Here is an 11,961-nt window from a genome sequence, read left to right as displayed (position 1 = left end):
GGGATCATCAACACGCCGAACCAACCCACATAGAGGCGGTTTTCGGTGCTGGTCACCCACTGACAGAACTGTTCCCACAAGCTGGCGCTTTGGCGCTGCTGTAAGGTAGTTGTCATGATGAATAATTCCTTTTCCAAGGTCAATATGAACCCAGAAGTTCAAGAAATATGAACGTCTGTTGTACATATATTAACGGAATTGCTGAGTTTTGTAAAGCTGACTCATATAAAGTTCTCCTTAAAAAGGTTCGGTCGGTGAACTCTCTGAGACTTTCTCTGGAAAGGGATTGAGGGTCGATGGGAGTGGTTTGTCTTTAGTGTGCCGCGAGTCGGTTAATTCTCTGATGACCGAAAGCGACTGGTTACTTAATAAACTATCGGCGGTTTGTTACGTTCCTTAGAGGATGGTGAGCGATCGCTCCACCTCTGATCTCGAAGTTGCGACCTCTATGTCTATCGTTCCTGACCACGTCATCACTTACAGTCCGGCGCTGACGGTGGTGCCCACCTATGAGTGCTTTAACCGCTGCACATACTGCAACTTTCGGGTCGATCCGGGGCAGGATACTTGGCTGTCGCGATCGCAGTTAGCGCAGCAGCTCGCTAAGGCAAAGTCGCAAGGCTTGGTGGAAATTCTCGTGCTCAGCGGTGAGGTGCACCCCAATAGCCCCCGCCGAGCGGCTTGGTTGCGCCATATTGCAGAGATTTGCAACCTTGCCTTGCAGCAGGGATTGTTGCCGCATACCAACGTGGGGCCTTTGAGTGAAGCGGAAATGGCTCAACTCCAAACCGTGAACGTTTCGATGGGGTTGATGCTGGAGCAAATGACCCCCAGTCTGTTGCAGACAGTGCATCGACACGCCCCGAGTAAAGTGCCGGAACGGCGTCTAGCACAGCTCAACCAGGCAGGGCGGCTACGGATTCCGTTCACGACGGGGTTGCTGTTGGGGATCGGGGAATCGGCAAACGACCGGATTGAGACGCTCCAGGCGATCGCTCGAAGCCATGATCACTGGGGACACATTCAGGAAGTGATTTTGCAACCTCACCAACCTGGTAGTCGCCAGCAGCAAGCCCGAGCGGGCTTTAGTGCTGAGGCCTTAGCCGATTTTGTGAAAACGGCCAAGCAACATTTGCCCGCTGAGATTACAGTGCAAATTCCCCCGAATCTGATGGCCGATCATCAATATCTATTGACGGCGATCGCGAATGGAGCGCGTGACCTCGGCGGTTTAGGGCCTAAAGATGAGGTCAATCCTGACTATCTCCATCCCACTCCGGAGAACTTACGGCCTATTTTGTTGGAGGCTGGGTGGCAGTTACGCCCGCGTCTGCCGATTTATCCGCAGTATGATAACTGGCTCTCACCTCAGCTACGACAGACGGTTCAGGCTTGGCGCAGGCGGTTGGTTGCTGACCGGCCCAGGGAGCGGTTGGGGCAAAAGGGCTGTTAAGCGGTGATGTTAATGAAACTGCGACATTGCCTGCTGCTCGGTTGGGTGCCAATGTTCTGGAGTGAGCCGCTGTGACCATAACTATTAATGCGGTTGATGCCGTCTTGATACCGGGGGGCGGCCTGTCGGCGTCCGGTGAGGTCACACCTTGGGTGCAAGCGCGCTTGGAGCGGGCGATCGCGTTGACGCCTCAGCCCCAGTTCTTTATTCCGCTAAGTGCTGGCACCACCCATAAGCCGCCGCCGCTGAATGTTGAAGGTTTTCCGATTTTGGAATCGGTGGCGGCTGCCCATTATTTGCAACAGCGGGGCATTGAGGGCGATCACATTCTGCCGGAGACGGTGTCGCTTGACACAATTGGCAACGCTTATTTTGCACGGGTGCAGCATGTGGAGCCGCTTCAACTCAAACGCCTGCACGTCATCACCTCGGCGTTTCATCTGCCGAGAACGCAAGCGATTTTCACCTGGATTTTTTCGCTACCGCCGTTCACGGAGCCCTGGCAACTGACCTTTGAGGCGGTGCCCGACGTGGGCATGGCTGATGCTGCGTGGCAGGCCCGCTGTGATCGCGAGCACGCTAGTTTGGCAGCATTTCAGCCTCTCAAACTGCGTTTCTCAAACTTGGCAGCGGTGCATCGCTGGTTATATGCCGAGCATGGAGCGTATGCGATCGCCCAGACACCTCGACGACTCAATAACGCCGCCTTAGAGACGTACTAAACCCCTCTCTAGTTGAAGTTGGCCGATTGAAATTCCACCTCACCGTTGGGTTGGAGCAGCAACCGCACCCGCTGGGGATCCCCAGACGGGAGCCCAACCGTGCCAACGGGGGGGATGCCGGTGCGATCGCGATACTCCGCCGCTACAGCGTCGTTGGGGATGACCTCGACTAGGGTGCCGTCAGCGGCAAAGACCAGCGTATACGTCAACGTTTGGGTCAGGTCGGAGGGGGGATTCCAGCGATCGCGAATCTGCTGTACGAGGGCTGCTAATGACCCTGGTGCCGAAGTGTTTGCAGCCCTTTGCGGCGCAGCGTGGCTAAAGGGCTCAGCCGTCTCCTCCGTTAAATTTCCCGCCGCTTCAGAGTTGGCTGGTGGCTGGGCCGGCATGGCGTCGGCGGTAGCCGGGGCGGGTGGGGCGGTGGCCGTTGGTGGCTGTGACTCTGTGGCCCGTTTGGGAGGTGCATTCTCTGAGAGGGGTGCAGCTCCTTCCTCGGCTGGAGGAGTCGGCCCAGGAGTCGGTGCAGAGGGGCGCGGGGGGGGATCGGTGGCCGGGGCTGAGGCGGCGGAATTATCGTTGGTTTCAGGCTCGATACGGGGATTGACGGGAGCGATCGCCGCCGATTCAGCCGCCGCTGGCGATTCATCCGTCCCGTCAGCACTGTCCGATGCTGGCGCGTCAGTGGGGTCGTCCTTGGGTGAGGTGCGGTCTTTGGGGGATAAATCGGGGGATAATGCCGTCTCTTGGTCAGCACTCGGCACGGGCTGAGCCGTTTCCATCCCTTGCTGCGACTGGTAGCTGGGCCACAGCACAGTGGTGACGCCAACGGCGGCAACGAGACCTGCCGCTGCGGCTCCCCATTGCTGCCAAGGAAGCCGTTGACGTGCGGCAACTAAGCTAATGGGCAGCGGTCGCACAGCCTGGTTCAGATCATCAAAGACTTGTTCTAGATCGGCTAGTTGGATGGCCCCCAGGGTGACTTGGGATTGTCCAGCTGTCGTTCGATCGCGACCTAAGTGAAGGGTGTGTTGTGTGAGTCCTTGGGCTTCGAGATATGGGGCTGGGCTCGGGGCTGGGCGATCGCGATCGCCTCCGAGCTGCGCTTGCACATAGGCTTCGATCGCCTGCATAAAAGGGAGAAAAGACGCGCGATCGCCCCGAATTTCAATCGGTGTCAGCTCGCCGCTCAGATCACGAATCTGCAGTTGGTAACGCAGCACCTGCACCACTGGTTTATCTGACCATTGCGACACGGCAGCTGCTCGGGTCATCACTTCAAGCGTGACCGTAGGCGCGTCGTAGCGCAAGGGTGTGAGCTGGGTAGTTGAGGTCATCAGACAATGTGATACTGATGCGGCAAAGGCGGGTCACAGATTTCGGCAAAACTCTGGGGTGGGCATTAGCGCGATCGCTCCAGCAGGGCCAGCCAGAGTTTACGGGTGCCCCCCGCTTGACTGTAAAACAGTAAATCGACTAGGAGTTTGAGGGCTAAATCTCGAAGGATATCGGGGGAGGGTAAGTCATCGGGGGTCATGCGCTCCTCATAAAAGTTGTTGAAAGCATCCAGATAATCACCCAGCAGGGCCACTCGATGGGGGGGCTGTTGTTTGGCGGTGGTGGTTTCCAGCTTAGTGACGGCGGCGCGAATTTTGCCTTGGTGCTGCTGCGCTAAATGCACACTGACCAAAACCAAACCCCGCGCTTCATCCACATCCAGCTTTTTGCGACCCTGGCCTTTGCGGAGGGGGCTGGCCTGTCGCAAGCGCCACAGGGTGACGCGATCGCCCATCCAGGTTTGTAAACCCAGGTGGGCAGCGGCTTCCAACATGGCTTCTGAGCCCAAACCCACGAGAGATTCCAGGGCCAACAGCACCAGATCGAGTTGGGCTTTAATACTCTCCAACTGTTCGGGTGCGGGGGTTGGCCCCAAGGGAGTAGCTGGATTTGCCGACGATGAAGACTCCACAATGACTCGCCAACTCTACGGTACAGATTAACTGGAGATGTCGCGGTTGCGTTACCAGTCTTGAAACCGGATACGAGACTGCCGGGGGAGGCTAATGGCTGTATTCTCGGCAGATGCTTGGCGCAAAAGCTGCGGCAAGCCCCTCTCCGGGGTGCTGGCTTGAAAGTAAAGTACCGGCAAATTGAGTTTCGCCTCCGTTCAACTCTTGACGCTGGCCAGGGGAGCAAACCCGCAACCGATTTGCTCTGGAACCTGAGCAATCCGCAGATCCTTAATCATTTTTGATGAAGAGTTCCATGCGATCGCCGCGAAACTGGGTCACGCCGTACTCAATTACCCGGCCGCGTTGATCCACATTGATGGATTCGGATAGCAAGACGGGCTTGGTCGCAGGCATCCTCAAAATGCGGGCATCCTGGGTACTGGGTAAACGAGCCGATAACCGGGTCGAACGACGAATGTGATCGCAGTCATATTCCGTCTGAAATAGGGCTGAAACTGAATGGTAAGCCTGGCAATGCGCGGGCAAATCAGGAAAAAGCGCCTCTGGAAAGTAGCTCCTCGCGAGGCTCAATGGGGCTTGGTCGGCTAGACTCACCCGCTCATACAGGACAACGGTGGCAGCACTCGCGATTTCTAAACTTTGGGCAATGCGCGTATCAGCGGAAATCTGGGTTACCCGTAAGATTTGCCACTGCGGTTCGACCGACTGCGCCTTCAGCGATTCATTAAATCGGACGCGCTTACCGATGGCCACCGTAATCGGCGCGGCCATGACAAAAGTACCTCTGCCTTGCTCAACCCTGACCGTGCCTTCATGTCGCAACAATTCAATCGCTCGTCGCAGGGTATGGCGATTGACCCCAAACTGCTTGCTTAACTCGGTTTCTGTCGGCAGGCGATCGCCCACCTGAAACACGGCATCTTGGATATTTTGGCGCAACTTATCAGCAATCTGCTGATAAATCGGCAGGGCGTCTTGGCTCATCGTGGGCTCAGGAACAAGAGATCGGCAGCAGCCAGTGCCTACAGCTAAGCTAGCCGACTGATTCTCCCAAGACTGTACGCTAATTAGCGATCGTCGGGCGACTGGCGGGCCACGTAGGCACGGAGTCGGCCTGAAAGAAGCATCTCCCTCCCAGATTGGGACGTCACTGCTAGATTGACCAAGGGAGCCAAGATGGCAGGTGAACTGTTCGTCCGTTGCGGCTATCCGTGGCGCACTTGCAGACAGATCTATGGACTGAGAATGGTCTGGTAAAAATCATGTTCTCGACCAAGTAAAGCCGCTCCTGCTGCTGATAAATGTTGAGCGTCGCGATATAAGGGCACGTTCCCATCATAGGCCTGACAAATGCCCTCTTGGCAAAGTAAGGTTTCTAATCGCAGTACTCGAAATTGCGCTGGTAACGCATCGAGAAATTGGTAGGCTTTGACCCGCTTATCAGACATCTCCGCTGCCAAAAAGTTACAGTTTTGCTGTGAAAGTCCGAGCCACTCAGCGCGAGTAATACAGCGCCCTAAATCCAAATCGTTGGTCGGTGGTGGCGATACCACGATCGGATTAATCCCCAGCCGTTGCAGTTCCTGTAGAGTGGTTTGAAACTGCTGTAAGGCTAATTCTGGACTGGCAAGCGTGACGTCACCATTGCGCAGCAACACTTTATTTTCACTGAGCAAGTATTGACTAAAGGGTGAGGATAAAACCGCATATTTCACTGAATTTTGCTGTAGCCAATCCCTTACCTGCTGGTTAAAGGCTAAACAGTCCTCCGCCCAGCGTTTTGGATAATTAGGTTCCGCAATCGGGGCCACATCAAAAAATGGGCCGCACACGCTTTTGGTCATTTGAATCAGCTTGACCTCAGGATTAGAGGCTAGGATGCCCGGAGCGAGTTGCATCGCAAACGAGTCGCCCCACAGCAAAATTTCTGGGTTGTCATCGGTGCGACATTCGGGTGCCGCAATGGGAGCGCCATCACAGACTGAGTCTAAGCCAAAGACCTGGGCATTTGCTTGCTGTGCCTGAAATTCTGAATCGGCTGAGGCTAGCGGGATTTGTAAAATCGCATTTTCGTGCAGTAGGCGCTCGACAGAATTTTGACGAAGTTCTCTGGTAATTGGTACCGAGATGATGGGAGTGATGGTGTCTGGATGAAAAGTGCGGGCAGCGACGCGATCGCTAAAACCGGCAGTCAAATGTCCCAAAATGCCAATTTCTACAAAGACCAGAGAACCGACCAGCCAAAAGATAAAAAAGGTTTTGCGATTGACTTCGCGATGATTGCGAAATGGTTTTTCGACATATCGCCACGTCAGATATGCGAAGCCAAAGGAGGCGATCGCTAAAATCCCAATAATTGACGGTGCTGGCTGAGTGAGACTGCGATGTCGGGCAAAGACAAAGAGGGGATGATGCCAGAGATACGCGCCGTAACTCAACAAACCAAGGTTGACGAAGACCTGATTACTTAATAAGCGTCCTGTGATGGTTTGAGTGGAGGCAAAGGCCAAAATGAGGCCCGTTCCCACCGTGGGAAATAAGGCGAAAGCACTAGGAAAAGGAATGTTTCCATGCAGCGTGAGCAGACTGACAACAATCAAAATCAGACCCAACATTCCCGACAGTTCTCTCATCAGGACGGCATTGGTATTTTGATAGGAAAATAGCGGATAAGATGACGACTTGTGATTCAGCAAGGCGATGCCAATCGAGGCTCCCAGGGCTAATTCCCAAAGTCTGGAGGGTAAGAGATAAAAATTTGCAGTGGGGAAAGTGTAAGCTCCCCACTGGGCAATCACAAAGCTCAGAATCCCTAACAGGATGGTGAGGGGTAGCAACCAACGCCGACACCAGCGCCACATGAGGATCAGCAGGAGGGGGAAGGTCAGATAAAACTGGGCCTCGATCGCGAGCGTCCAGGTATGGAGTAACGGTTTGAGTTCGCTGGCGGTGTCCCAATATCCGGCTTCTGACCAATACAAAATATTGGAAACAAAGTAGGGGGTGGCGATGAGGCTGTGGGCAAAGCTTTGCATGTCGGCGGGTTGGAGCCAAAACCAGGCGAGGCTCACACAAACCAGCATCACGAGAAATAACGCGGGCAAGATCCGGCGGGCGCGGCGTTCATAAAACCCCAGCAGGGAAAATCGCTGGCGCTGCAAATCAGTCAAGATGGTGAGCGCAATCAGATAACCGCTAATGACGAAGAAGATATCCACGCCCACAAAGCCGCCCTGAAAGGATTTGACTCCAGCGTGAAAGAGAATGACAGCAACGACAGCGATCGCCCTCAGCCCATCAATTTCTGCCCGATACTGCATTCTAGTGCGTCGTTAAGTCCTGAAATATGACCTGAATCTGGGCCAGAGCCAGCGATGACCCAGGCCAAGGTCGCCCAAGTTTATCTGCCCATCATATAAGCAGATCAGGCGAGTGCAACGATTTTGGCTGGTGAAGAATTCGGGCTGAGTGGGCGACTTGGGGAGGGCAGTAACTGCCCCCGACCCAGTGGCATTGGTGAGCCCTGTATCCTAGAAACAGTTCGCCAAATTGCCGAACCAGTGTATAAAGAACGTTGTTTTGCCGTTGACTGCTAATGACAGCGGATAATCCCCGAATTGCTCAGATTCGCGACCAGCTACAGATTTATCAAGCCATTGCCCAAAGCGATTACTCGGTGCCGCCTCGGCAGGCTTTTCCCGTCGCCTCGCGGCCCGACATTGCCTTTCGCCCCAGCTGTTACCAACTTGAGCCCGTCTGGGAACCCACCCAAACGGCTTGGGTTTGGGAAGATGAGATTCTGTACCGCACGCCGGGCTCTTCGCTGGCAACGGAAGATGTCTTGACGGAGTTGGCCGCTTCGGGCGTGTGTCTCATCGGTAGCAACATCCGCAAAATTCCGATTGTGCCGACTGATGAGGTCTTTACGAAGTTTCAAGCGGCAGTGACGGCTACCCAAGTGGTCGAAGAAACTCAGCCCATGGCCCCGACGAATGCTCAACGCTGGAGTCAGCAGTGGGATCTGATTATTTGGCTGGCTTTGCCGTTGTTAGCGATTAGTGCAGTGCTGGTGGCCTTGAGTCGGCGATCGCCGGATTGATGCCAGAGCACTATGACCCTGGAACGCTAATTCAGGACGTCGCCATTGGCCGGCGGCATTGCCTCGCCATCAGGGTTGCAGCGTTCCGCGAGTAGTGTGGTAATGGCGGCGTACCAGGCATCAGCCAGCTTGTCGTAGCCGCCCGCGTTGGGATGCACCCCATCCGCTAAGTCTTCTACGTTCAACACGCTGTACATGTCTACGTAGGTGACTGGGCGACCTTGGTCCGCCCGCTGATTGACGATCGCCGCCACCTCTTGGTTAAAAAAGCGCGCGCGGTCGTCGGCGATGGGATCCTGCAAGGTGGGCACAGACGCCACAATCAGTTCGGCATTGGGGGCGATCGCGGTGATTTGCCCGACGAGAGCATTGAGCCGAGCGGTTGCTCCCGCAAAATTGTGAGCCTCGGGATACAGCACGTCGTTGGTGCCGACCATCAACAAAACGATGTGGGGACGATTGGCATAGAGCCAGCCCCGTACCCCCTCGCGAATGAACTGAATCGCTTTGCCGGGATGCCCCTCATGATTGCCATCAATGGTCACGGGGCCGTTCACCTCGGAGCCCACTAAGTCAATGTTGGGGCGATCGGTGAGCAGGCGATCCCACAGGCGAATGCGATAGCCTCCCGGTACCGTCGCGCCATGGGTAATCGAGTCGCCTAACGGCATGATGCGTAACGTCGTCGCTTCACAGACCGATTCCTGTTGCAGGCGGCTGAGCTGAAAAATCTGGGGTGAGGTGCTCAAGGCCCATCCCGCCACGGGCACCGCTGCTTTGGCAAAACAGGTGAGCCCTAGAAGCGTGAAGAGGAGTTTGGTCAGGTAAGTATTCACAACTGCCAAGAAGTCTTAATCAACGGGATGCAGGCCTCAAGATTATATAGCACACCTGAACTATCCGCGATTCTAGATGTTGCTCTGACGTGTCCTTGAGTGCCTGGGGTGTGTGACCGGGCTAGCAACCGAAAGGTTCCAAAGCTATGGAAGCTCCGCTCCACTTCTCCTGCTTTGACCGGGGTGGGTGCCCGGGCGACGAGGATCGGCATCCGCTCAAGGGATTGTCACCATCCCAAAAACTGGTATTCCCTTGCCTATTTGGGCAAGCTAAAGCTCGTTAGGGTGCGACCGATGCTAAAGAACAACTTTGTCTACTACCACCAGATTTGAGCTTGGCAGATCTGTAACTCTGTCGCCACTGGCTGAATGAGTTAAGCAAAGTTGTGATTGATCAATGCCGGAGTACACCGATGGGAAATTTTGTTGCCACGGGCCATCCTGAAGCGGACGCGCTCACCCAATTATTGCGTCAACGCCGATCGCAGCCAGCCCGGCAAGCGGCGGTCGATGCGGAGATTCGCGATCGCTTTTTGACGACCTGCGCCATTGTGGTGGTGGATATGGCCGACTTTTCGCGCCTGACCCACGCCGAGGGCATCATCGCGACCTTGCAGCAGATTCAAGCGATGCGCGATCTGTCAGTGCCGCTGATTCAAAATCGGGGTGGTCGAATGCTGAAGGTTGAGGCGGATAATCTGTATATCAGTTTTGATCATGCTGAAGCGGCGCTGCGGGCAATGCAAGAATTGAGGGCTCATCTTCAGGTGGCCGACATTGACATCAGCGTCGGTATTGGCTATGGCGAGGTCTTGCGGGTGGGCGATCGCAACCTCTATGGTCATGAGATGAATTTGGCCTCGAAACTGGGCGAAGATCTGGCTAAAGACAACGCAATTTTGCTGACAGAATCAGCCTATCGAGCGTTATCGACTGACCAGAGGCAATTTACCCGCGTCACGCAAGCCATTTCGGATGTCACCTTCACCTACTATCAGCTGCAAGAGAGCCCAGCCAGATAGTGGATCAGGTTTTAAGCCTTGGCGGCTTTGCGACCGGCGGCTTTTTCCTGTTGCTTTTCTTTTTGCCGACGGCGTTTGTCGGACTGTTTGGCCGCCCGTTCGGCTTCGGCGACTTGGCGACGGGCTTCTTCTTTTTCCGCCGCAATCTTGTCCAAATAGTAGTGGTAGTCGCCGCGATAGAGCCGCAGTTCGCCATCCCGAATTTCCACAATTTTGTTCGCCACTTGCGAGATGAAGTAGCGATCGTGGGAGACGATGAGGACAGTCCCCTCATACTGTTTGAGCGCGGCTTCTAGCGTTTCCTTGGCGGGAATATCGAGGTGATTCGTCGGCTCGTCCAGAATCAACAAATTGGCGGGTTGTACCAGCATGGCCGCCATCGCTAACCGCGCTTTTTCGCCCCCGCTGAGGGCTCCGACCTGTTTGAACACCATGTCGCCACTGAAGAGAAACTGGCCGAGCAAGGTTCTGACCTGCTCCATTTTCCAGTCGGGCACAATGTCTTGCACGGTGTCAAAAACGGTTTTATCGAGGTCGAGCGCTTCGGCTTGATTTTGCTCAAAGTATTTGGGAATCACGTTGTGTCGTCCCAGGCTGACTGTTCCTTCGGTCGGGGCTTCGCGACCGAGAATCAGCCGCAACAGCGTTGACTTGCCCGCACCATTGGGGCCGAGAAAGGCGATGCGATCGCCCCGCTGGATCTCTAAATTTGCCCCTAAAAATAGGATTTTTTCGTCGTAACAGTGGGTCAAATCGGTGATGCGTACCACCTCTTCACCACTGCGAATGGCTGGGGGAAACTGAAACTTCAGGGTCCGCACATCCGAGTCGGGGGCTTCAATGAGTGCCACTTTACTCAGCTGTTTTTCGCGGCTCTTGGCCTGGGTGCTGCGGGTGGCACTGGCGCGAAAGCGGTCAATGTAAGCTTGCTGTTGCGCAATCTCTTTTTGCTGCCGCTCGTAAGTACTTTGTTGCGCTAGGCGATTCTCGGCTTTTTGTTCCAAATACCTGGTGTAATTGCCAAGATACGTGGTGGAAACTCCGCGTTCGGTTTCCACAATCTGCGTGCAGAGGCGATCAATGAACTCGCGATCGTGGGAGACAATGACCATCGGCGTTTTTACGCCTTTGAGGTAATTTTCCAGCCATTCAATGGTTTCTAGATCCAGATGGTTGGTGGGCTCATCCAGCAGTAGAACATCGGGATCCTGCAGCAGCACCTTGCCCAGTCCCATGCGCATTTTCCAGCCACCGCTAAATTCACTAACAAAGCGATCGCCATCTTCGGGGTTAAAGCCCATTTCAGGCAAAATTTTCTCGATGCGGGCGTCGAGGCCATAGCCGTCTAACGCTTCAAACTTGCGCTGCTGGCGATCGAGTTCATGGATCAGCTTTTCTAAGGTATCGGGGTCGGCGGCTTCCATGTGATGGGGAATCTCCATCAACTGTCGGTGGAGGGTGTTGGCTTCGTGAAACACCGTCCAAAATTCGTCGCGAACGGTGCGCCCTTCCTCCACTTCAAACTCTTGGTTCAGGTAGCCAATCTTTAAGCTGGCGGGCCGGATGATATTGCCCGTCGTGGGTTCAACATCGCCGCGAATAATCTTCAACTGCGTTGATTTGCCAGCGCCGTTTACCCCCACCAAACCAATGCGATCGCCCGGTTTGACTTCCCAGTTCACATCTTTGAGCACCTCGCCCGTCGGGTAAATTTTCGAAATATTTTCCAGGCGCAACATAGTGAAGAGTCCGATTCGGCAAATAAGGTGGCCATTAGCAGCGTCAGGATGTCCATCAAGCGCAGCCGCCGCTGATCCAGCGAGTTGTGAAAGCTGAAATCTACTGCCAGCACCTTAACA

At 54.9% G+C, this 11,961-nt stretch carries 10 protein-coding genes and 1 pseudogene; 4 read left to right on the top strand and 7 right to left on the bottom strand.

Annotated elements, in window-relative coordinates:
• Positions 1-116: pseudogene (locus JUK32_RS04130) on the bottom strand (photosystem II q(b) protein); the annotation flags it as partial.
• Positions 117-448: 332 nt separating this feature from the next.
• On the opposite strand from JUK32_RS04130, the gene cofG reads away from it, so the two are divergent.
• Positions 449-1,453 carry a 7,8-didemethyl-8-hydroxy-5-deazariboflavin synthase subunit CofG gene (gene cofG, locus JUK32_RS04125; RefSeq protein WP_204137582.1) on the top strand — a complete coding sequence of 335 codons (1,005 nt, stop codon included), beginning with the start codon at positions 449-451 and terminating at the stop codon, positions 1,451-1,453.
• A gap of 71 nt (positions 1,454-1,524) precedes the next feature.
• Entirely contained in the window at positions 1,525-2,175 is a 651-nt protein-coding gene (locus JUK32_RS04120) for a YdcF family protein (RefSeq protein ID WP_204137581.1), read from the top strand.
• A gap of 8 nt (positions 2,176-2,183) precedes the next feature.
• On the opposite strand, the gene JUK32_RS04115 is transcribed toward JUK32_RS04120, so the two are convergent.
• The 4 genes from JUK32_RS04115 to JUK32_RS04100 all read right to left on the bottom strand — a co-directional run bounded on the left by JUK32_RS04115 (position 2,184) and on the right by JUK32_RS04100 (position 7,465).
• Positions 2,184-3,509 (bottom strand): DUF4335 domain-containing protein, encoded by a 1,326-nt coding sequence (locus JUK32_RS04115; RefSeq protein ID WP_204137580.1) that lies wholly within the window; start codon positions 3,507-3,509, stop codon positions 2,184-2,186.
• 65 nt (positions 3,510-3,574) lie between these two features.
• The gene (locus JUK32_RS04110; RefSeq protein ID WP_309224484.1) at positions 3,575-4,141 is read right to left on the bottom strand and encodes a DUF3038 domain-containing protein; all 567 of its coding nucleotides are present in this window, start codon (positions 4,139-4,141) and stop codon (positions 3,575-3,577) included.
• A 271-nt stretch (positions 4,142-4,412) separates the two neighbouring features.
• A complete protein-coding gene (gene phnF / locus JUK32_RS04105; protein WP_204137579.1) occupies positions 4,413-5,129 on the bottom strand; it encodes a phosphonate metabolism transcriptional regulator PhnF in 717 nt (238 codons plus the stop codon).
• Between the two features lie 248 nt (positions 5,130-5,377).
• Positions 5,378-7,465: an acyltransferase family protein gene (locus tag JUK32_RS04100; protein ID WP_204137578.1), complete on the bottom strand. Its 2,088-nt coding sequence runs from the start codon at positions 7,463-7,465 to the stop codon at positions 5,378-5,380.
• Between the two features lie 275 nt (positions 7,466-7,740).
• On the opposite strand from JUK32_RS04100, the gene JUK32_RS04095 reads away from it, so the two are divergent.
• Positions 7,741-8,244, top strand: a complete 504-nt coding sequence (locus JUK32_RS04095) for a hypothetical protein (RefSeq protein ID WP_204137577.1) — start codon at positions 7,741-7,743, stop codon at positions 8,242-8,244.
• Positions 8,245-8,270: 26 nt separating this feature from the next.
• Here the strand turns inward: JUK32_RS04095 and JUK32_RS04090 are convergent, their stop codons facing one another.
• The gene (locus JUK32_RS04090) at positions 8,271-9,080 is read right to left on the bottom strand and encodes an SGNH/GDSL hydrolase family protein (RefSeq protein WP_204137576.1); all 810 of its coding nucleotides are present in this window, start codon (positions 9,078-9,080) and stop codon (positions 8,271-8,273) included.
• Between the two features lie 413 nt (positions 9,081-9,493).
• Here JUK32_RS04090 and JUK32_RS04085 point away from each other — a divergent pair, with 413 nt between their 5' ends.
• Positions 9,494-10,102, top strand: coding sequence for an adenylate/guanylate cyclase domain-containing protein (locus JUK32_RS04085; protein ID WP_204137575.1), 609 nt, complete (start codon positions 9,494-9,496; stop codon positions 10,100-10,102).
• Positions 10,103-10,113: 11 nt separating this feature from the next.
• Here JUK32_RS04085 and JUK32_RS04080 read toward each other — a convergent pair whose 3' ends face one another.
• Entirely contained in the window at positions 10,114-11,841 is a 1,728-nt protein-coding gene (locus JUK32_RS04080; RefSeq protein ID WP_204137574.1) for an ATP-binding cassette domain-containing protein, read from the bottom strand.
• Positions 11,842-11,961: the final 120 nt, after the last annotated feature.

Origin of the sequence: Halomicronema sp. CCY15110, assembly GCF_016888165.1 — a bacterium.
Lineage (GTDB): Bacteria > Cyanobacteriota > Cyanobacteriia > Phormidesmidales > Phormidesmidaceae > Halomicronema.
This window is presented reverse-complemented; position numbering and strand designations above follow the sequence as displayed.

What these genes read in the sequence shown, in the direction of transcription:
- JUK32_RS04100 (WP_204137578.1), bottom strand. Translation starts at nt 7,465, where the DNA reads ATGCAGTATCGGGCAGAAATTGATGGGCTGAGGGCGATCGCTGTCGTT.
- JUK32_RS04095 (WP_204137577.1), top strand. Translation starts at nt 7,741, where the DNA reads ATGACAGCGGATAATCCCCGAATTGCTCAGATTCGCGACCAGCTACAG.
- cofG (WP_204137582.1), top strand. Translation starts at nt 449, where the DNA reads ATGTCTATCGTTCCTGACCACGTCATCACTTACAGTCCGGCGCTGACG.
- JUK32_RS04085 (WP_204137575.1), top strand. Translation starts at nt 9,494, where the DNA reads ATGGGAAATTTTGTTGCCACGGGCCATCCTGAAGCGGACGCGCTCACC.
- JUK32_RS04080 (WP_204137574.1), bottom strand. Translation starts at nt 11,841, where the DNA reads ATGTTGCGCCTGGAAAATATTTCGAAAATTTACCCGACGGGCGAGGTG.
- JUK32_RS04115 (WP_204137580.1), bottom strand. Translation starts at nt 3,509, where the DNA reads ATGACCTCAACTACCCAGCTCACACCCTTGCGCTACGACGCGCCTACG.
- phnF (WP_204137579.1), bottom strand. Translation starts at nt 5,129, where the DNA reads ATGAGCCAAGACGCCCTGCCGATTTATCAGCAGATTGCTGATAAGTTG.